The following is a 21,561-nucleotide window of genomic DNA, read 5'->3' on the forward strand; positions in this document are numbered from 1 at the left end:
AATAGTCATTTTAAAGTAAATTCGGGGTTTTCATTGGGGGGGGAGAGGAATAGACGAAACCTACTCCTCCCGATGTTTGCTAAATTTAAGGAGTTAATCGACGGTCTCTGTAGTTCCGCTATTACCTACGCATTCCTACTTTTTGCCCAATTAGCGTCCTCTAGTTCCCTTACACGGTTTAGACGCTAAGAAGAGACGGATATATCTCAGGGCGGCGAAGCCCTTTTTCTTACTTTTTCTAATTAAGGATAGACTTATAATTGCACTTTGTATTTATCTTTCAACAGTTTCTTTGCTTGGTTCCTTGTACCTTCATCTCCTGAAGATGCTGCTTTCTTTAATGCAAATATAGCGTAATCCTGTAAACTCTCACTACGACTAAACGCTTCCCCAGCATCATAGTAATTCCCATTTTTCTGCACATGATTTAACACGACGTAAGGATTTACAGCGGCTATCTCTGCATATCGCTTAGATTTCTCTTTAGCATCTTCAGAAAGATCAGCTATAAACAAGCGATAAAACAACAAAGCTTTCTGATCTATTTTTCCAGCTTCTATAGCTAGCATTTCGGCTTCGGAGGCCAAGTTTTTATCTTCGTATAACAAACCAAGCTCTTCGATCAGCATGGCTTGCTGCAAATAACTATCAGCGTCATTGGGTGCCGCATTCGTGATAGCATCGAAATTTCTATGCATATCCTTAAGTAAGGCATCCTTGATAAGGACAAGATTATCCGCCGCCTGTTCCCACACTGCCGTGGCTGCTTCCAAATTCCCAGAATTCCCTTCATGCGCTCTCAGTAAGGTGTCCGAAGCTTCCCCATAAACACGAAGCTTAGCTGCAAAGGAAGGATTTAAACCATTTAACAAGGCCGTGTTATTTACTTCCGTAGGCTGATAGGAATCATAGTCAACTTGAGCGCCAACGCTTTCAGAAATAAAACGAATCGGAACCAGGGTAGCACCATTAATAATTTTGGGTGAAACCGCCAAAGTAACCGATTTGCCATTCACGGTTGCAACCGGATTATCCACTTGCAGGACCATATTTGTGCCATCCTTCGTTGCCTTAATGGTTTTAGTCTCACTATTCCATTCCAAATGTAAACCCAAGCTCTCTAATATGGAACGAAGAGGTACTAGTGTGCTCCCTTCAACCAGAACGGGCGGTACGTCCAGATCTAAAATAGAACCGTTAACCTCAATGACTTTCCCTGCGACAGCAACAAGATTAATCTCTTTGCCATTGTCATTTAACGGTTTAACGGGATTCCCTTTTTGATCTAAATACAGCGTTTTCCCTGCATCTTTTACTTGAAATAAAGTCCCGGCTACTTCATACGCATACTCATACTTAGGACTAACGACGACAGTGCCCTTTGGATCAATAAACCCCCACTTACCGAGTACTTTCACAGGAGCATAGCCTGCCTTGAAGGCTCCAGCATATTCAAAATTAGGTGAAATGACCGTTTTTCCGGTCGAATCAATGTATCCATATTTTCCGCCTGTTTGCACCGCTGCAAGACCTTCAGAAAAAGGGGTCGCATCTTCATATTGCACTTTAATGATTTGATTCTCTTCTTTATCTATGTACCCCCACTTGTTATCTATACTTATCGCAGCGAGTCCCCCGGCAAAATCCGTAGCCTTCGTATACTGATAAGGAATGACGGCCTCCCCTTTTTTATCGATATACCCGTATTTTCCATTTAATTGCACTCTCGCTAAGCCTTCTGAAAATGAGCCCGCATCATCGTGAAATTTATAAATTTGGATACGGCCATCTCGATTTAGAAAGGCAAAATGAGTTCCCGTGACGACTGGAGCAAAATTTTCTTTATAGGCCAATGCAAATTCATACATGATACTTCCGACTTGTTTCCCTTTGGAGTTGATATATCCAAACTTAACACCATCTCGGTCTTCTTTACTTACGATCGCATAGCCTTCAGAAAAACGAGAAGCAGAATGATACTCGGGAGTAATGACAATTTTACCAGTTAAATCTGCATACCCCCATTTTCCTTTCACTTTCACAGCAGCAAAGCCTTCCGCGAACTCTCCTGCTTCCTCGAATTGAGGTTTTATGACGACTTTTCCAACTTGATCCATAAAGCCGTATTGTTTACCTATTTTAACGGGATATAACGTTTGGGAGCTACTGGCTGCAGATCCAGTTGCGTTAGTACCGTTAGATACATTAGCCTTTTGTGCAAAATTGATCTTCAATTTCTTCTCTCCTGCCAAAACAGCTTCATACCCCAATAACTGAAAAATATCGATCGGGATATACACATTATCGCCTTCCAAATGTACAGAAACCTCCGTCGATAATGTCTCTTCACGCAGCTTTACTTCATCACTCCCAAGTACATTTACTTTCTTGGAACCCACTTTCATCTGATACCTAATTTCATTGCGAAGATCTAGAACCGAAACTACATTGCCTTTCTGTGTAGTCAACAATTCAAATGCGCTGTCGGAATGGTAATAACGTTCTAACGCGAATATTGGAACCATAGGGCGCCCGTCTTTTATGATGATGGCACCTGTCATGTCAAGTGACTTTTTTTCCCCTAGTACCGTAAGATACTCAAATGATACTTCCCCATTTTCTTTAATCTCAACCTTTTGTTCGGCGTATACGACAGAACCAAATTGCCAAAGCATCAATGTAACGGCAATCAAACTTATCATCTTTTTAAACAATGCTACTCCCCCTACTATTTTGTAGAAATTTGTAAAATATTCCTCATCTATCTTACCACGCCTAGTTAAAAAGAACTACATGAAAAAGCCCTGGCGTGAGAACCCCGCGACTAAAAAAACACGACTCCCCCGTGATTATCATCACGAGAAAGTCGTGTTAGCTCCCAGCTAGCCTACGTTGTCCCCAAGACTTTCTTCCCGCGTGGCTGCAAGCCATTCGCATCGGGTTCAAGCGTTATGCCGAAGGAATCGATTTGAAAGTCCTTTACTTTCACAGGGATGCTGTACGTCAGCACGCCCGTGCCTTTCTCATCTACGCGGAGTGTGCCGCAGTTGTATCTTTTTCCGCTGCGGTTGAACCAAACCTGATAAGCGGAATCTCCTTGCGTAGTTTTGAGTCCTTGCACGTTGATGACCACGTTGTGGACATCGCCATTTTGCAGCACATAGGCGGTACCCCAGGCGTTAGGCAATGTGCTTTCGAACGATTTCAACTGGAAGGTACGCACAATTTCAGCCGGCTGCTGTAAGCCAGGATTGGCTGCGAGGTTCGGTTGATTCTGACGATCATTCCACCACATCCCCACTGCGAGCCCCAATACCATGGCGGCAACTGCGCCATACACCCAATTGTAGGATCGCTTCGCTGGCTGACTTGGTGTCATCTTTGGTATTATCTTTGCCGCCTGCTCTGGTATCATCTTTGGTGTCAGCTCAGGCACACTCGCCCGTTCTTCAGTATTATTCTCCACTTCACTCGGCAGCTGAATAATGGACTGCATCACCTGCTGCTTCAAATCAGCAGGAACTTCCACTTCCTCCATCTCAAAAGGCAGCGCCTGCCAAACCTCTTGTAAATCGCTTAACTCCTCACGGCATGTGACACAAGTTCGCAGATGCCGTTCGAAAGCCGCGCGCTCCAATTCCGTGCAGTCGCCTGTCAAATAGTTGACCAAGTAACTGCAGTCCACCGTTTCATGTTCTTTCATAACGTCATCCCTCCCTCACAGCTGTCAGATGCTTCCTTAGTATTTTTAAACATTGATGCAGCCGGCTTTTGATCGTACCCAGCGGTTCGTTCATCCGGGTCGCAATTTCGCTCAGCGAATAACCCTGCCAATACATCATGTCGATCAATTGAATCTGGCTTTCACTTAGATGGACATACGCTTCGTGAATTTGCTCTCCTATCCACTTACGTGTCATGATCAAATCTGGATCAGGATCGCCAGAAACAAGTTCATTTTCCCATTCTTTGGGCTCAAAACGGATGACTTGATCCAGTTTCCGCTTCTGCCTTAAATAATCAATCGTGATATTGCGGGTCACCGTGATCACCCAATTCACGAATGCGCCTTTGCTTGCGTCGAACCCTTTTTCCGTGGTCCATAGGCGTGTAAAAACAAGCTGAACAATTTCGCGCGCGGCCTGTTCTTCCTTCATCGACTTGAGCGCAAAGGAATAAACAAGCTTCGCATAGCGATCATAGAGTTCTTCCAAAGCCAGATGGTTTTTTCCCATGACGAGCTTCATCAGCTCCCCATCCGTTCGATTGCGCATAGCCAGCACACCCCGAGTCGAAATAAAGTTGTATTACCTTCTACCTTATCTCCAGCAAGATGTCTTGGCAATAGATTTATAGAAAAAGAGCCCCAACACCGCTGAACGATTCAGCAAGTCGGAGCGCGATGAAATAACGATTTAGATATCCTTTATCTCGCTGTGATTTTGGACGGATCAAGGACGAACCAGACCTTGCCTACATTTTGTCCCGTGGTGTCGCCAGGGTTATGATCCTTGATCCAGTAATACAGTGGCCAACCTTTGTAGGTGCTTTGTTTGGTTCCGTCATTACGCGTTAGAACGCCGAAATCACTGGCCGTGAGATCAGCAGATACCGTGAGATTCTCATCATAGAAAATCGGCCAATTGACCAAACAGGGTCCCACACATGAATTCGGATCTGCAAGATCTTTGGTAAACAGATACAAAGCCATCCCGTTCTCATCGACCAAATAGGTGCCTAAAGCATCGGATTTACTTGTTTTTACAGACGTATTAGCAGCCTTCGTACCCGTGAATTTCGCTGGATCAATGACATACCAGACATGGCCTACGTCCTGCCCGGTAGTGTCGCCCATCTTCGTATCGCCAGCCCAGTAGTAAAGCGGAAATCCTTTATAAGTCGTTTGCACGCTGCCATCCGCACGAACCAAAGTACCAAAATCAGCAGAATTAACACCAGTTGGCGCTGCAATCGCAGCATTAGCAAAGACAGGCCATTTCTCCAAACATTTACCTGAGCAATTGCTGACGCCCTTGGTGTCATTGTCATAATAATAAAGCGCTCTACCGCTCGCATCCGTCAAATAATTCCCGAGTTCAGCTTTGGTGCCCAAGGCTATGCCGCCATTCGCAGGTTTAATCACGAACCAGACTTTACCGACATTATCTCCTGTTGTATCCCCCGGTTTTTGATCCTTAATGAAGTAATACAAAGGCCAGCCTTTGTAAGTCACCTGCTCCTTGCCGTCGGCCCGAGTGAAGATCTGGAAATCCGCTGCGCTGAATCCAGCAGGAACCGTGAAATCATGGGGACCAAAGATAGGCCAATTGGTCAAGCATTGTTCCACACAGGAATTAACATTCGCGACATCCTTGGTAAAATAGTACAGCGTCATGCCCTTATCATCCGTGAGATAACTGCCTAGCGCACTGCTTTGCTTCAAGGAAAGCGCTGGTTTGGCTAATGCATCCAGCTTGCTTGCGCTGATTTTACCCTTTTCAACCAGATCGGTACCCAGTGTCTTCGTTGTGCCTTTGATAGGCGCCTTGAGCGCCTCGAGGGTTGCTGCTGCAATATGTAGGTTTTTGAATGTTTTGACATCGGCAATTTGGGATAAGCCATTTTTGCCAGCAAAGGGGATGACACCCGCGTAGTCAAAATCCGTTCCTTGCAGATAGCCTAAGGATTCCAACAGAACCTTGTAGTACTGCTGTGCAGTAATAGCGGCTAATGGCTCAAATGTATCATCGCCCGTACCCTGCCAACCTAACGACGGATGGTCTTTCAAATAGCCCAGAATAGCTTGATTCTCTTGCGATACACGGCTCGCATCCTTGAAACTGGCCATCCCTTTATAGGCTAAGGCGTCTGCTTCCAATCCTTTTAACCGTAATGACATGACCGCGGCTTGCAATCTCGTCGTTGATTTGTTCAGGTACTCCGCCGTCAGACCACTGCCCTCGCCTTGGAGAATGCCCAAATCCCCAGCCAGATCGGTTTCGGATTTAACTTTAAGCGGCTCAGCAGCCGCTGCCGAAAAGGCTGTTGCCCCCGCCACCAGACCTGTTAGCACAAAGAAAGACAGGATACCCTTTTTGATAGTTTTCATGCTTGCTATTCCTCCTTAACGTTTCTAATGAAGTAAACGATGAGGAATAGCAAGCGGTTTGATCGTTCTCACGAATTATTTGTAATCCATGAGAAAAACGGCTTTGTCGCCCTGAGAAATGAGCCTCTTCTATGGCGACAAATCCTAGGGAGGGAACTGTAGTCCGCTATTTTGGCAAATAACAGGGATGCGAGAGTCTTAACGGAACTACAGGGTCTTATATCCACAAAAAGAGCTGAATTTCCCTTCGAACAGCAAAATAGCGCACCACAGTTCCCTCAAAATTGAAATAATGACACTTTTATCTACAATAACGCCCTGTAGTTCCCTCCCACCAGAGGCAGCAGGGGGCAACTCAAAAAGAACCCAGCCTATGGCGGCTGGGTTCTCTACAATCGCGGTGCTCCCACAACTATTTATTCTTATTGAAAGAATTTCACACGACTTTCAAGCGGTTGGAATTCTTTGTCGCCAGGCACGAAAGTCGGTTTGCCGAACGGCATTTGGGCAATCAATTTCCATTCGCTTGGCAGGTTCCACGTTTGGGCAACTTCGTCGTTGATCAATGGGTTATAGTGCTGCAAGGATGCTCCGAGTCCTTCTTGCTCCAAAGCCGTCCATACAACGAATTGCAGCATCCCGGAAGATTGGTTGGACCAGATTGGGAAATTATCCGCATAGGCTGCGAACTGAGCCTGAAGCTGCTCGACCACCGTTTGATCTTCGAAGAACAGAACGGTACCGGAACCAGCGCCGAAGCTGTTGATTCTTTCTTCCGTAGCCGCGAAGCTGTCCGCAGGCACGATTTTGCGCAGCGTTTCTTTCGTAATGTTCCACAATGTATCGGATTGCTCACCGAATAGAACGACCACTCGCGCACTTTGTGAATTGAAGGATGTTGGGGAATACTTCACAGCCTCGTTCACGATTTCTTGAATGTGGTCGTTGGAAACGACCACCTCTTTGCTTAAACCATAAAACGTACGTCTTTCTTTCACCGCTGTTAAAAAGTTGCTCATAGGGATTCTCCTCCGCTTTCTTATATAAACAATAATTTCACCCAAAATCACGAAACAGAACTAACTATAACTTTAAATGTTACTAACTAAATGTTATTAAATTTTATTATTATCGTACTATTTCGAGGTTTTGTCAATCAATTTCACTAACATTTTGTTAGTAAAATGTTTGGAAATTCTGCTCACAGGGAATAATCGGGATACATCCTAAGCAGGAGGCGACTCTGATGACAGTTGCAACAACGAAAGGTACACTAATCGTAGAAGGCCATGAGCTGACCATTACGAATCCCGGTAAACCGTTGTGGCCCGAAATGGGCATCACCAAAGCAGACTACATCACCAAACTAACGGAACTGTCCCCCTATTTGCTGCGCTATTGCCACAATCGGCACCTGACAACAATTCGCTTTCCCAACGGCTATCACCAAAAGTCCTTTTATCAAAAAAATGCCCCCAATCCAGTACCCGCTTTCGTTAAGCTGGCGCCGCTTGACGGCATTGACTACGTCAATCTCGACTCGCTGCCCACCCTACTGTGGCTGGGAAATTTGGCTAGCTTGGAATTTCATCCCTCCTTCCACCGCATCGGTGAAACCTTGCCTGCAGAGTGGCTGATCGATATCGACCCTACCTTGGAGCAAGAACCACGAATTATGGAGGCCGCGCATATTATTGGCGAGGTGCTGGATTCCCTGCGTATTCAGTCGATCGCCAAAACCTCTGGCGCAACAGGCGTGCAAATCTATATCCCTATTCAGATGGGCTACACCTTCGAGCAATTGCGGAAGATTGGCTTTTTCATTGCTTCCTACGTCGTCAAACGATATCCGAACCTGTTCACCATCGAGCGTTTGAAAAAGAATCGCGGCGATAAAATTTACATCGACTACCTGCAGCATTGGTATGGGAAGACACTTTCCGCACCTTATACACCCCGAGCAAGAAAAGATGCGTCCGTCTCTACGCCGCTTCTCTGGAAGGAAGTCGAGCAGCGGCCTGACCCTCGCGATTTCAATTTACTTAACATTGTGGACCGTCTGAGCAAGGTTGGCGACCTCATCCAAACCGTCCCCCTGCAGAATTTGGATGCTATTCTAACCCGTTTAGAATAGAGGAGAGAGTAGGCGAGCTATTATCTCCTTCCCCTTCTCCATGCGGGATCTTTGTTCGAACTCCACTAATTTCAACTCATCCGAATCCTTCAAATCCATTAAGAAGTCATCCTCCAGCCGTCCGATTACATCTTTGTTGAACATCACGGCATTCAGCTCAAAATTGCTGAAAAAGCTGCGCATATCCACATTGGCAGTTCCAACTGTCGCCATCAGATGATCAATCAGCATGACTTTGGCATGAATGAATCCTTTGCGATACAAATAGAACTGAACACCTGCTTGCATGAGCTCCAATAGATAAGAACGGGACGCGTACTGCACAATCTTGGAATCTGCTTGATAGGGTAAAATAATGCGCACATCTACGCCGCTAATAACGGCTGTTTTGAGCGCCATCGTGATACTCGGATCCGGTATGAAGTAGGGTGTTGTCATGTAAATGCGCTTCTTTGCCGCCACAATCCCCGCAAAAAACATTTCCTGAATCGCATCCCAATGTGCGTCAGGACCACTTGAGATCACCTGGGCAAGCGATGAGGCAGGTACCCCATGCTCGGGGAAAAATGTAGAATCCGACAGACGATCTTTACTCACAAACATCCAATCCGTTATAAAGGTTTGCTGCAAATAATAAACGGCATCCCCATAGAGTTTAAGATGCGTGTCTCGCCAGAATCCCAGTTTAGGGTCAGCCCCCAAATATTCATCACCGATATTAATCCCGCCCAGGAAGCCGACCAAGCCATCAATCACGATAATTTTACGATGATTCCGATAGTTCATTCGTTTATCGAAGAAGGCGATGAGCGGCCTCAAAAAAGGATAGATTTGCACATTAGCTTGTTTGAATTTGTTTATGTACGCTTGTGACAAGGCGTAGCTTCCTACCCCATCGTAAATCACTCTCACGCTGACGCCCTCTTTGGCCTTCCGAATCAAGGCATCTTGAAAGGTTATACCAATTTGATCATCACGGATCGTGTAAAACTCAAAATGAATGTGTTTTTGCGCTGCGGCAATGGCATTCAGCATGGCTTCATAGGTAACATCCGCATTCGTCAGGACTTCAATCTGATTGTTCGGCGTAATGGGGGAGCCTGGAATGTTATAGAGCAATCCACAAAGTCTAGTATCCTCGTAAAGTTCATAATCCGCTTCGCCCTCTTCGGACACAGTACCTTTAAAGCCTATCCACTGATGCTTGATCTCCGCCATCTTGCGGCGCCCTTTGCGGCGAACCATTTTGCGTTGTGAGTATTCCTTGGCGAGGAAATAGTACATGATGAAGCCGATAATTGGAAAAATGAAAAGCACGAGCAGCCATGCTACCGTTTTGGCCGGCCTTTTATACTCCCCGATCAGGATCGTGGCTGTCTGAAAAATAAAAAGAAGCAAAATAATGACCAGCCAAAGCATAAGCTACCTCCCTCGTCCCACGCTTGCCAACGCCAAATCCCTTGTCCCGTTAGCTTTTGCCAAGTGCTTCCCATCTATACCTTTCATGGTTGCAGCCCCTGTCCTCCACCTCAATAATTAAAATTTTCCAACTTTCGTAATAAAATCCTTCATTTCGAGAAAAATAATAAACGCATTCCTATGATCTTCATCCCGAACCCGGCAGGAGGTGCCCTTCGCATGGTCAAGACATCCAAACAATTGATGAAAAGCATCCTGCGTAAACGCGCATCTAACAAGCCCGATGAGATCAATGAGCAATCTGCACTCAGCGACTCGTTGGATTATCAGTTCATCGAAGAGCTCAAGAAAACGAAGCTATCCCTTCTGCTTGATGAAAATCATGAATTCATGAAAGCTATCTTCAAAGACTGTTCGGACATCGTGGTCCGTGAATTTGAGATCGAACCCCATATTCCTGCTCTGCTGCTTTTCGTGGATGGGCTCACCAATACCCAGCTGCTTAACGATACGATGAAATCGCTGATGCTGCTCGGCGGCGGCGAAACGTCGATTGAGCGCATCGTAGGAACAATACTTCCGGTATCGCAAACCCAGATCTCCGATAATTACGGAGATCTGCTCGTCTCGGTGTTAGGAGGCGATGCCGCGCTGCTTGTTGAGGGCAACGCCAAGGCGATCCTGCTCGGCATCCGCGGAACCGAGAAGCGCTCCGTCGGCGAGCCGGAGACGGAAACCGTCGTGCGCGGACCCAAGGAAGGGTTCGTGGAAAGTATCCGCACGAACACCTCCATGATCCGCCGCAAGCTCAAGACGCCTCGCCTCAAGATGAAATCGATGAGCGTCGGCAAGGAGAGCAACACCAATCTCGTCATCTGTTATCTCGACGACCTGGCCATGCCCTCCCTGATTGAAGAGGTGGTCAAGCGGATTGAACTGATCAAGATCGATGCCATCCTGGAATCCGGCATGATTGAAGAGCTGATTCAAGATAATGCTTATTCACCTTTTCCGCAAATGCAATACACGGAACGTCCTGACGTCGTAGCCGCGGCTCTCTTGCAGGGACGCGTCACCATCCTGACCGATGGCACACCTTTTGCACTGATCGTCCCCTTCGTTTTTATCCAAATTATGCAAACGAGCGAGGACTACTATGAACGATTTCAAATTGGCTCTCTCTTGCGGCTGCTTCGATATGTATTCATGTTCTTGTCCCTTACGACACCGGCGTTATACGTAGCAATTACGACCTACCATCAAGATCTGCTGCCTACAACCTTGATGCTGAGCGTTGCTGCCTCCAGAGAAGCCATCCCTTTTCCGGCCGTGGTGGAAGCCTTCATTATGGAAATCACTTTCGAAGCCTTGCGGGAAGCCGGTATCCGACTGCCCAAAGCCGTCGGTTCCGCCGTATCCATCCTTGGCGCACTTGTGGTCGGACAAGCAGCGGTTCAAGCAGGAATCGTATCCGCACCAATGGTTATCGTGGTTTCCATTACCGGTATCGCTTCGTTCACCATTCCGCGCTTTAATGGCGCGATCGCGATCCGGATGCTGCGCTTCCCGATTCTAATGGCCGGTTCCCTGTTCGGGTTCTATGGCATCTTCTTCTCCTTAATGATTCTGCTCGGCCATATGGCGAATTTGCGCTCATTCGGCATTCCTTACTTATCGCCACTAGGCCCCTTGTCAGCGAACGATATTAAGGATGTCTTCATACGCGCGCCCTTGTGGCAAATGGACAAGCGCGCTGAATTCTTGGATATCCAGGATGTGCAGCGGATGGATGAGAAGCTGCCTCAGCAGATCATGAAGGACGGAGGACTCGATGGCAGTTCCATTGCCCACAAGCATAAAGCAAGCGAGGAGGGAAATCAGAATGGGACGTCCTAATCGTCATCTTCTGCTCGCCATACTGATAGCTCTTGTGTGCTTATGTCTTTCGGGATGCTGGGACCGAACCGAGACCAATGACATCGCATTCGTCCTGACATCGTCCGTAGATCTCGAAGATGACGGAAGGTATCGCGTCTCTTATATGCTTCCCCTCCCAGGTTCCATGGGGGGAGCCAGCGGAGGCGGAGGCGGTACGTCGGGAGGAAAGAGCTATTATATTGATTCCGATACCGGGGTCACCTTGCGCGAAGCAAATGAAAGGCTGCAGAAGCGAATGTCCCGCCGCATTTTCCTTTCTCATCGTCGAACTATCGTCATTGGCGAACAATTTGCGAAAGCCGGCATCGCCGTCCTGTTCGATACGGTTCCGCGCTCACCCGAGAGCCGGATGACTTCTTTCCTCGTCGTCACGAAAGGCAAGGGCTATGACCTCCTCAACACGGAGCCCAAATTCGAGCGATTTCCGGCTGAAGTTATTCGCGAATTAACCAAATCCCGACAATCCATGGCGACCTCGACCAAAGATATAGGGATGACCCTAAGCTTTAACAGCGACCCCGTTTTAAGCTACTTTCAGCCCAAAGAGGGACAGGCTGCCAAGGAACCTTCACATGAAATTCAAATGCTCGGCTATGGTCAATTCAAAGGTGACCGTTTAGTTGGTATTTACCGCAATCGTGAAGCGGATGGTCTCTTGTGGCTCCGCAATCAAGTGAGGGAGCATCTGATTACCTTTGCCTTGCTCCCAGGCAAAGATATCTCTATTCAAGTGACCAACGGGCAGACTCAAATAAGACCTAAGCTCCAAGGGGACCAAGTTATTTTCCAAGTGATTGTGGATGCTATCGGCACGGTTCGAGAGGATGAATCCAATCAGGATCTGAATAAATCAGAAACCCTGCACAAGGTGGAGCTGAAGTTTGCCGAACAAGTAAAGAAATCCATAGAAGCCTCTATTCAGCAGATGCAAAAAGCAGGAACCGATTCGGCTCAACTCGGTTTGATCGTCTGGCGAAATCAGCCAAATGCCTGGAGAAATAACCTTGAAGCGAAGTGGGAGGAGATGTTCAAGGAAGCTAAATTCGTTATTACCGTCAATGCTTCTATCCCAGAGACTGGTCTTATTAACAACAATGTCATTAAAGAAGGGATGTAAACCTTATCTCATGAATGGCATCTTCATGCTCAGTTTTGTAGTCACATTAGTTCTCTCAGTGGTCGTAGATCGAAGGATGTTGATGAAAGAAAAAAAAAGCATAAGGATGGCGTACGGGGGTTTCATCCTGCTAAGCATCGTACTCTTCGTCAGCAAATATATGCATTGGCCCATTCTTATGCCATCGCGCTTCTTCATTCACACGGTTTCACCTTGGTTTAAACGTATCATCGGTATCTAAGAAAAGAGGCGACATGTCCCGTGGATCGAAAACAAGTGATTAATCAGCGACAGCTTTCCTGGTTAGCCTCTTCCGTTATTACTAGCGGAGGCATTCTCACCTTGCAAAATGTGCTGATCCGCATCAGCCAAATGGATGCTTGGTACAGTTACTTGCTATCCGTCTTTTACGTCTTTGGGGTGGCCAGTTTTTTTGGCTACTTGGCAAAAGTGTTTCCAGCAAGAAATATTTTCGAAATCTCCAAAGAATTGTTAGGGCATTGGGGAGGCACCATTGTCAATCTCTTCATCCTGTTTCACTTCTGGCAAATTGTAACCAGAGATATCTCTGCGGCATCTCGTTTCAGCTCCACGCTCTTGCTGCATGACACACCCTTGGAAATTTTAATCTTATTGCCATGCTTCTTGCTTATCTATTTTGGCAAAAGCAGCGTAGAAGTCATCGCTCGTGTCAATGACCTCTTCTATCCACTCTTCGTCATTGCCACCTTGAGCATGCCTCTGCTGCTCTCCAACGAAATTTATATTCGTCTTATTACGCCGGCGATGACCATGCCGCTCCAGCACATAGCTGCGAGCAGCCTGCTGACCATTGGCAGTGCAGGGGATATTTTCATTCTGGGCGCTTTCCTTCATATGATGTACAACGCTAATCAGGTTCGATCATCTATCCGCCATGGTTCGCTGTTAGGCCTGTTTCTGCTCACCTATCTCATTTTTGCCATACTCGTGGTGCTAGGGCCGAAAATGCCGGGAAACTTCCTATATCCCACTTACAATTTGGTCCAAATGATTCATGTGACTGATTTTCTCGATCGCGTGGATCTGATAATGCTAATGGTTTGGTATCCGACAGTGACTTGCAAAATTATTGCGATCTATATGGCGCTTCTTCTTGGGATCAGCTCCCTCTTTAACAAGCGCAACTACCCGACGATCAACAAGCCTGTTTCTTTGCTTATGGCCATAACCACTTACCTATCTTTCAAAAGTACAACCGAACTGTTGTCTTTCTCCAACTATAGTTCGCCAGTTATTGTTTTGGCTTACCAGCCATTAGTCGTTGTTCTATTATTGCTTGCTGCTTTAAGAAAGCAGCGCAAACAGCAGAATACAACGACCTCGACGGTACCCGATACGGAACCCAAAGAGAAGCCTACACAGAAGGTCGCCAAAATGAGCGGACGCTTATCCTACAAACAATGGCTATGGGGAGGCAATATACTAATGATTATTTCGACCGTTTGCTTGCTCATTGGTCTTGTATTTAGCAAATATCATCCTTCTATTGGAACGATCTGCGCGTTTGGATTTGCCTGCTGTTTATTCCTGACAGGGGTGACAACCTACATGGAGGTGAGTGTACTTAAACAAGCTGAAACGAGCAAATAATTTAAAAAAACAGCTTGGCCGCCCTGAGAGATCAATCTCTTCTTAGCGGAAAAACCTAGTAAGAGGGAACTAGGGGACGCTAATTAGGCAAAAAGTAGGGTTGCGAGGGTAATAGCAGAACTACAGGGTCTTATTTCCACAAAAAGCATTGATATTTCCATGAAACAGCATAATAGCGCACTGTAGTTCCCTCAACCTCCCGAAAATGACACTTTTGGCTAAAATAGCGCATCGTAGTTCCCTTACGTCCGCGGGAGGCAGCTGGAGTAACTCCGCGTTCATACATATTCAGAAATTCGCTTTCATTCGCGAAACGCAATTTCAATGAGCCTGCTGCCTCTTGAATATAAGGCTTTAAGGCAGATGCGCCTCCCCCAATGACATAGAAGCATTGAATATCAGGGTACTTGCGTAGCCGTAAGCATCTTCGACATCGCGAATCACCGCGTCCAGATAGGTTGCGATCCCGATTTGCTCACCATGGCTGAAGTGATTATCAATGGCCATCCGTTTGATAACCGGGAAATCTGTTGTCAGCGCACCAATCTCGCAAACACCGATGCAGCCATTGTAGATCTCTTCATCCTTAACCAGCAGGCTGTCATGTGTAGCCAGATGAAACATAGCCGCAGCACCTTCAATCGAAACAGCCACTTTGCGGATGGCTACCTTGATCTTGCGGTTTTGGAAATGCGGCGTCGACAGGAACGTCACTTCATGCTCACCAAGCAGCCGCTGCAAGGTTTTTATCAGATAATGACGAATGTTGTAGATGAACTTCGCCAAATTCAACCATGATAGGAGATACATAAGCCTTTATGAAGTTCAAATGGAAAGCCAAAAAACTGACACTAGTCATCATACCCGATGCCAATCAATCGGTCGTCAGATTTCGAATTCCCCATTTAATCGCTTACATCGCAGCCGCTTGCTTAGCCATACTGCTGCTCATAACGACGACGATTTATGTTTTACATTCACTACAAGCCAGTGACCTGCAGTTCAAGTTAAGCGGAGCCAATCAACAGTGGAGCGCTGCCTTGACCTCCAAGGACAAGACGATCGAGCAGTTGCATAACGAAGTAATTCAACTATCCGTGCAAGCTGAACAAATAAAAGCACAAGTTGAAGAAATGAAAAAATTCGAAAATGATCTCAAAACCATTGCAGGTCTTGATACAAACACAACGGGTAAAGCCGTTGCCAGCTCTTCGTCTTCTGGCGCCCTCAACGGAACTAATGTAGAAATAGACTCTGCTGTGGCGAGCGGTGTCGGCGGGAGTCCCAATCCTGTCTCACAGGATGACATTATTAAGTTAGGTGAAGAGACGCTAGCTTCCTTCACAGCTCTAAACAGCGAGGTCAAAGATCTCCAAACCAGCCTGACGGAAACCAAACAAAAAGTAGCGGACAAGCAGCAATTGCTGCGGATAACCCCTACCCTGTGGCCAACATCCACCAAACTGGTTACATCCACATTCGGATACCGCACAGACCCTTTTACCCATCGGCCAAGCTTCCATTCAGGTATTGATTTCGGTGCCAAAGCCAATGATCCTGTCTACGCAACAGCGGATGGGAAAGTGATCAGCACCGGTTCCGATATCTACCATGGCAACAATATCGTTATCGAGCATACTAAAGGACTGCGCACTTGGTATATGCACTTAAATAAAATTCTGGTGAACAAAGGCGATCCCATAGAAAAAGGCGATAAAATCGGTCTCGTCGGAACCACCGGCCGCAGCACAGGCCCCCATCTTCACTATGAAGTACTCAAGAACGGGGAATGCATCGATCCTAAACCTTATCTCAAAGCGATTCGAAAGGATGAATAATCACATGTTTAAAACCAAGAAAAGTTTGTTGAATCCAAATATGACAGATACCTTGATCGGAGAAGGCACCACCTTCGAAGGCCGCATCAATTCCGAAGCCAGCATCCGCATCGAAGGCGGCATCACAGGCGACATCGAATGCGCCGGAGACGTGATCATCGGAGAACGCGGTCTCGTGAAGTCTAATATCTCAGCGAGAGATGTCGTGCTTGCCGGCAATGTCCAAGGCAACGTTACAACCAAAGGTAAGTTGACCATTACTTCAACAGGCTCATTGCAAGGCAATATTAATGCTGCATCCTTCATCATTGAAGAAGGCGGCCTGTTCCAAGGAAACAGTAAAATGGATACCAAATCAGTGTCTGCCGCTCCCCTGCATACTAACGAGCAAGAGAATGGCGGCATGCCCGCGTCTAACCAGAATAGCGCTTTCAAAGGAAATACAGTTGCTATGTAATCAGCTCTGCCCTAGGAGTTGCCTGGCTGACATGATATACTAGTTGGAAATTCATTTCTAACTAACTGATGCAGGAGATTAGGCCTATGAAAGAACAAGCGATACTATTTGACCTCGACGATACTTTGGTTCATTGCAATAAATATTTCGATTTCGTCATTGAGCAGTTCGTAGACCTGATGTTGACCTGGTATTCCGGGCACGGGCTGCACGCTCAGGACATCAAGCAAAGGCAACTGCAGATTGACCTGGCCGGCATCCAGGTCCACGGTTTCATGCCAGACCGCTTTCCTCAATCTTTCGTTGAAACCTACCACTGGTTCGCAGCGCAGTACAACCGTCCGACCAGTCCTAAGGAAGAGTCTTGGCTCATGGAATTAGGACATACGGTCTACGCCTACACGGCTGAGCCTTATCCACTGATGAATGAAACCCTGGATCAGCTCAAACATGCCGGGCATCGGTTGTACTTGTACACCGGTGGCGAAGCTTCCATTCAAATGAAAAAAGTGAAGGATCTCAGCCTGGATGCCTACTTCGAAGACCGCATCTTCGTCACCGTCCACAAGACGAGGGAATTCATGGAGACGATCATGCAGGAGCAGCGCTTTGACCGCAGACATACTTGGATGATCGGGAATTCGGTCAAAACAGATGTGCTGCCCGCCCTTCATGCAGGCATCCACTCCATCCATATTCCAGCTCACAAGGATTGGGAATACAACACCGGAACGATTGATGTCGCTCCACAAGGCGCATTCTTCCAACTCAATTCGTTGGAGGAAGTTCCAACCACGATTCAATCGTATATTTTGAAATAAGCTGATACACAAAACCCCTTCAACCTAAGTTTCGGGTGGGAGGGGTTTTGTTGTGGTTCTTCTTACCTATCCTTTAAGCCGCGACATCGCGCCGCCGAAATATTTCCCAAGAAAGCACGTTAAACAACACGAAGTGGAAGAGCAATACCGTAATCGAGAAGCCCAGCGTCATGCCCTCAGCCATCGGTTGCCCAGCCAAATATGGCGTTAAGTCCGTGTTGGCAAATAAGAAATATTTGCCCCAGCTATATCTCATCAACAGCAGCGTTATGATCTGACCCGCAAACATAATGAAAATGCTAAGCCCAATAGCGAGCGATGCACTGCGAAATACCGTGGAAATCATAAAAGCCAAGGTGACAATCATCACAAGCTCAATCAATTTCAGGGCATACGTCGCAAACACAAACACAAGCATGCTTTTCTCTTGCACCTGACCAGCAGCATTCACCGTCAGATGCGGGAGACTGAGACTTTGAAAGCCGTAGAGAAATCCATTTGCAATAAGCGAACTTAGAAAAAGCACGACTAAGAGCGTAGCCGCGAATAACAAGGTAGTCACATATTTGGATAAGAGAATCTTGGCTCGACTCGCTGGTCTGATTAGCAGAAGCTTGATGGTCCCCCATGTAAATTCCCCCGCTACCATATCGCCCGCAATAATAACGGTGAACAACGTTACCAGCATGATGAGCCCTGAAGTCCCTAGAACACCGCCCCAAAGCGTATTTTCGAGCGGTTGATAATTATGATCCAACCTGTATTGCTGCTCAGCCAATTCTTCTTTCAAGTCCTGCTTTATTTTGTCCGGCAGATCCGGATTCTGCAATTCCCTCGTATTATGTTCAATGGTTTCAGCAGCTCTTACTTTCCATTTATCGGATGTATCGCTATTCGGATGCGAAAATATGGAAGCCATCACAACAATCGCAATCAACAGCCCGCCAAGAATCCATGTGCGCAGCCGGCGATAGATTTTCATTTGCTCATTTTGAATTAAATTAAACAATCGGGTCACTTCCCGTCATTTCTAAGAATTGATCTTCCAGCGATTTCGTCGCAGCCCGTATACTGTAAACATTCAGACCAGCTTCTACAAATCGCTTGTTCCAAACTGCTGTTTCTTGCTTGTCCAGCGTCAGAATAAGGACATTCCCCTGAACTTCGTTTCTCAAATCATGACTTGCTGCCAATTTAATCGCCTGATCGATCGCATCCAGCTCAAAGGCCACCTGCTGTCTGCCATCCGCCTGCGCGAAATCTTTGATCAACCTGACATCCACGAGCTTCCCGTTCTGAATAATGGCAACTCGGTCGCACATCAGCTCCATCTCCGCGAGCAAATGACTGGACACGATAACTGATATCCCTTCCTCCCGAGTAAGCTGTCGCAAATGATCCCGCAACTCCCGAATCCCTGCCGGATCTAATCCATTCGTGGGCTCGTCCAAAATGAGCACCTCCGGCTTATGCAATAGCGCTTGCGCAATCCCTAATCTCTGACGCATGCCCAGCGAGTAGGTTTTCACTTTGTCATGAATGCGATTTTCCATTCCGACCAGGTCAATGACTTCTTGAATTCGCTCCTGCCCGATGCCGGGGAACATTCTCGCATAATGGACCAAATTGTGATAGCCACTCATAAACTTATACATTTCCGGGTTCTCTACAATCGCGCCAACATGACGAATCGCTTGTTCAAAATGGGTTCGAATCGAATATCCCCCAATCCGAATATCCCCCTCAGTAATGGACATCAGCCCGACCATCATCCGAATTGTTGTTGTTTTCCCCGCCCCATTGGGGCCCAGGAAGCCAAAAACCTCGCCGCGTGGAACCTCAAAACTGAGTTGATCAATAATCGTTTTGGAACCGATACGCTTCGTAATGCGCTCGATCTGAACAATCGGCGCTCCAGCGTCTGTTGTAACGGCCATTTCACTCTCTCCTCTCCTGCTGTGAATAAGTCATATGACTGCATTCACTATGGTTTTCTGCAAATTTTATGTACAATGATCTCATATGATCTTGTGCAAAGGAGTCCTTTTATGATCCAAAGAAGACCGTGGCACGGTGTCGAATGGTCCTTATTTATCGTTTTAACCGGATCTGTGCTGCTTGGCTTGTTGTATGCGCTTCTGCATATGAGTGAACACGCACCCATTACCACCATCCAAACAATATTAGCGATTCTCCTCTCCTATGGCGTTCCGTTTTTATTCTGGAGACCCAATTATATCAACTCAACTTGCTATCCCATTGCAGTGCTGCTAACAGGCATTCCACTACAAATCTATTTATCCTGGATGCAAGTGGATGCTTATCTTACTATTAATTGCCCATTAATGGTCATTGGATTCCTCACTGATCGAAAAAATGCATGGTGGACCGCTCCGGTCTTCATAGTCGCCATGCCAGCAGCCTACTATTTCATCCTACACAATGGAATGGGGATTGGGCAATTATTCAGCATTATTTTAAATGCGATCCTATTTTTTTCCATTGGACTTAGCTTGCAGCGCGTCGTGACCTCGAACGAGAAAACCGAAAAGCTTTTAGCCGAAAACCAACGTCAATACCTTTTGATCCATGAGCAAAATAATGCGCTTGAACAGTACGCCAACCAAATTGAACAGCTAACGCTTCTGGAGGAGCGCAATCGGATGGCCAGGGAACTGCACGACACCGTTGGACACACCTTCACCTCCGTGATTATGGGGATGGACGCCGTCTCCTATCTGATCGAAGCTGCGCCGGACAAAGCCAAAGCAAAACTGGATGTTCTAAGGGGCGTAACCCGCAACGGGCTTGAAGAAGTACGCCGAAGCATTCATCAAATGGTCCCCAAAGAGGGAGATCTGCAGCTCTCCCAACAATTGACGAGACTCGCTAACGAATTCGCCCTCCATACCGGGACCCAGATCAAATTCACAACAAGCGGCGACGAATACGACATTCCTAAGCAAACCAAACTGACGCTTATTCGCTGCTTGCAGGAGTCGCTGACCAATGCCAAGCGGCATGGCCGAGCCGCCTCCGTCGAAATCGCACTGTCCTACACCGTTGATCAAGTCCAAATTCGGATCGAAGACGATGGTGTCGGCACCGATCACCTGAAAGTTGGCTTCGGCATCAATGCTATGCAGGAACGTATAACTGCCGTACAAGGATTACTGCAAGTCAGCTCCTCTTTAAGTCAAGGCACTATCGTTCTTTGCTCTATTCCTGCCAAACAATTGTCTTCTCTATAGACATTTCACGACCCCTGTGTCCGCGTGGTACAATGAGGCTGCTGCCATTCTAGTCTGAAATACCCAGCCTGAATACCCAGCTGTAACCATCATGCCAGCTAGCTGGCGATAAACGCTTAGGAGGCGTCTGCCATGAACACCACCCCACTCAAACTGCTCCTGGTCGATGATCAGGATTTAATTAGAGAAAGCCTGCATATCGTACTCGACATGGATCCGGATATTCAAGTCGTAGGTCTGGCAGAGAACGGCCGCGTCGCTCTCAAGCAATGCGAAGAGCAGCAGCCTAACGTCGTGCTGATGGACATCCACATGCCTGTCATGGACGGCGTCGAGGCTACCCGGCAAATCAAAGCCACCTGGCCTGATATTCGCGTCATTATCTTGACCACCTTCCAAGAAATCAGCTATGTCGTTGACGCGCTGGGGGCCGGGGCCGAAGGCTATTTGCTCAAAGCCATTCATCCCAAAGATCTTGCAGCCGGCATCAAATGGGTGCATCAAGGCGGTACCCTCATTCCGCAGGATATCGCCAAAATGCTTGTGCAGCAAGCCCGAGGCGCTGCCGAATCAACTACATCTGACGCTGGTCAGAAGCCCGTCGCCGAAGAGCCTGCTCGCATCGATGCCTATGGACTTAGCGAGCGCGAAGTTCAAGTGCTTCATTGCATCGCCGACGGCCTGAACAACAAAGAAATTGCTGAGAAGCTATTTCTTTCCGAAGGCACCGTGAAGAACTACATCTCCAGCATCTACTCCAAAATGGATGTTCGCGACCGTGTCCAGGCTTCGAAGAAGGCGCATGAGGAAGGGATGCTGTAGCTGGCTAGCTAAGCAAGCTACAT

General features: G+C 47.0%; 18 protein-coding genes. 9 read left to right on the forward strand and 9 right to left on the reverse strand.

Going from position 1 to position 21,561, the window contains the following annotated elements; all coding sequences use genetic code 11:
• Positions 1 to 254 precede the first annotated feature (254 nt).
• The 5 genes from IEY34_RS27940 to IEY34_RS27960 all read right to left on the reverse strand — a co-directional run bounded on the left by IEY34_RS27940 (position 255) and on the right by IEY34_RS27960 (position 7,128).
• Positions 255 to 2,714, reverse strand: a complete 2,460-nt coding sequence (locus IEY34_RS27940; RefSeq protein ID WP_189018265.1) for a WG repeat-containing protein — start codon at positions 2,712 to 2,714, stop codon at positions 255 to 257.
• Between the two features lie 173 nt (positions 2,715 to 2,887).
• A complete protein-coding gene (locus IEY34_RS27945) occupies positions 2,888 to 3,703 on the reverse strand; it encodes an anti-sigma factor (protein ID WP_189018403.1) in 816 nt (271 codons plus the stop codon).
• Positions 3,704 to 3,707: 4 nt separating this feature from the next.
• Positions 3,708 to 4,274 carry a sigma-70 family RNA polymerase sigma factor gene (locus IEY34_RS27950; protein WP_189018268.1) on the reverse strand — a complete coding sequence of 189 codons (567 nt, stop codon included), beginning with the start codon at positions 4,272 to 4,274 and terminating at the stop codon, positions 3,708 to 3,710.
• A gap of 152 nt (positions 4,275 to 4,426) precedes the next feature.
• The gene (locus IEY34_RS27955) at positions 4,427 to 6,109 is read right to left on the reverse strand and encodes a hypothetical protein (protein ID WP_189018271.1); all 1,683 of its coding nucleotides are present in this window, start codon (positions 6,107 to 6,109) and stop codon (positions 4,427 to 4,429) included.
• 422 nt (positions 6,110 to 6,531) lie between these two features.
• Complete coding sequence (locus IEY34_RS27960; RefSeq protein WP_189018274.1) at positions 6,532 to 7,128, reverse strand: nitroreductase family protein; 597 nt, start codon at positions 7,126 to 7,128, stop codon at positions 6,532 to 6,534.
• Between the two features lie 227 nt (positions 7,129 to 7,355).
• On the opposite strand from IEY34_RS27960, the gene ligD reads away from it, so the two are divergent.
• Positions 7,356 to 8,243 carry a non-homologous end-joining DNA ligase gene (gene ligD, locus IEY34_RS27965; protein WP_189018277.1) on the forward strand — a complete coding sequence of 296 codons (888 nt, stop codon included), beginning with the start codon at positions 7,356 to 7,358 and terminating at the stop codon, positions 8,241 to 8,243.
• Here the strand turns inward: ligD and cls are convergent.
• Entirely contained in the window at positions 8,235 to 9,662 is a 1,428-nt protein-coding gene (gene cls / locus IEY34_RS27970) for a cardiolipin synthase (RefSeq protein ID WP_189018280.1), read from the reverse strand. The two genes, ligD and cls, sit on opposite strands and share 9 nt — an antisense overlap.
• Before the next feature lie 219 nt (positions 9,663 to 9,881).
• Here cls and IEY34_RS27975 point away from each other — a divergent pair, with 219 nt between their 5' ends.
• The 3 genes from IEY34_RS27975 to IEY34_RS27985 all read left to right on the forward strand — a co-directional run bounded on the left by IEY34_RS27975 (position 9,882) and on the right by IEY34_RS27985 (position 14,349).
• Positions 9,882 to 11,558, forward strand: a complete 1,677-nt coding sequence (locus IEY34_RS27975) for a spore germination protein (RefSeq protein WP_229757887.1) — start codon at positions 9,882 to 9,884, stop codon at positions 11,556 to 11,558.
• Complete coding sequence (locus IEY34_RS27980; RefSeq protein WP_189018283.1) at positions 11,545 to 12,717, forward strand: Ger(x)C family spore germination protein; 1,173 nt, start codon at positions 11,545 to 11,547, stop codon at positions 12,715 to 12,717. The genes IEY34_RS27975 and IEY34_RS27980 overlap by 14 nt, the downstream gene beginning before the upstream one ends.
• 261 nt (positions 12,718 to 12,978) lie before the next feature.
• A complete protein-coding gene (locus tag IEY34_RS27985; protein ID WP_189018286.1) occupies positions 12,979 to 14,349 on the forward strand; it encodes a GerAB/ArcD/ProY family transporter in 1,371 nt (456 codons plus the stop codon).
• A gap of 354 nt (positions 14,350 to 14,703) precedes the next feature.
• Here the strand turns inward: IEY34_RS27985 and IEY34_RS27990 are convergent, their stop codons facing one another.
• Positions 14,704 to 15,135 (reverse strand): acetate and sugar kinases/Hsc70/actin family protein, encoded by a 432-nt coding sequence (locus IEY34_RS27990; protein ID WP_189018288.1) that lies wholly within the window; start codon positions 15,133 to 15,135, stop codon positions 14,704 to 14,706.
• A gap of 32 nt (positions 15,136 to 15,167) precedes the next feature.
• Between IEY34_RS27990 and IEY34_RS27995 the strand changes: the two genes are divergently transcribed.
• The 3 genes from IEY34_RS27995 (at position 15,168) to IEY34_RS28005 (ending at position 17,465) form a co-directional block, all read left to right on the forward strand.
• The gene (locus tag IEY34_RS27995; RefSeq protein WP_189018291.1) at positions 15,168 to 16,187 is read left to right on the forward strand and encodes a M23 family metallopeptidase; all 1,020 of its coding nucleotides are present in this window, start codon (positions 15,168 to 15,170) and stop codon (positions 16,185 to 16,187) included.
• Positions 16,188 to 16,191: 4 nt separating this feature from the next.
• Positions 16,192 to 16,644: a bactofilin family protein gene (locus tag IEY34_RS28000; RefSeq protein WP_189018294.1), complete on the forward strand. Its 453-nt coding sequence runs from the start codon at positions 16,192 to 16,194 to the stop codon at positions 16,642 to 16,644.
• Between the two features lie 86 nt (positions 16,645 to 16,730).
• Entirely contained in the window at positions 16,731 to 17,465 is a 735-nt protein-coding gene (locus IEY34_RS28005) for an HAD family hydrolase (protein ID WP_189018297.1), read from the forward strand.
• Between the two features lie 73 nt (positions 17,466 to 17,538).
• Here the strand turns inward: IEY34_RS28005 and IEY34_RS28010 are convergent, their stop codons facing one another.
• Positions 17,539 to 18,483 carry an ABC transporter permease gene (locus tag IEY34_RS28010; RefSeq protein ID WP_229757888.1) on the reverse strand — a complete coding sequence of 315 codons (945 nt, stop codon included), beginning with the start codon at positions 18,481 to 18,483 and terminating at the stop codon, positions 17,539 to 17,541.
• Entirely contained in the window at positions 18,467 to 19,402 is a 936-nt protein-coding gene (locus IEY34_RS28015) for an ABC transporter ATP-binding protein (RefSeq protein WP_189018302.1), read from the reverse strand. The genes IEY34_RS28010 and IEY34_RS28015 overlap by 17 nt, the downstream gene beginning before the upstream one ends.
• A gap of 111 nt (positions 19,403 to 19,513) precedes the next feature.
• Here IEY34_RS28015 and IEY34_RS28020 point away from each other — a divergent pair, with 111 nt between their 5' ends.
• A complete protein-coding gene (locus IEY34_RS28020) occupies positions 19,514 to 20,716 on the forward strand; it encodes a sensor histidine kinase (protein WP_189018304.1) in 1,203 nt (400 codons plus the stop codon).
• 132 nt (positions 20,717 to 20,848) lie between these two features.
• The gene (locus IEY34_RS28025) at positions 20,849 to 21,538 is read left to right on the forward strand and encodes a response regulator (protein WP_189018307.1); all 690 of its coding nucleotides are present in this window, start codon (positions 20,849 to 20,851) and stop codon (positions 21,536 to 21,538) included.
• Positions 21,539 to 21,561: the final 23 nt, after the last annotated feature.

The organism is Paenibacillus marchantiophytorum (assembly GCF_014640555.1).
GTDB classification, from domain to species: domain Bacteria; phylum Bacillota; class Bacilli; order Paenibacillales; family NBRC-103111; genus Paenibacillus_E; species Paenibacillus_E marchantiophytorum.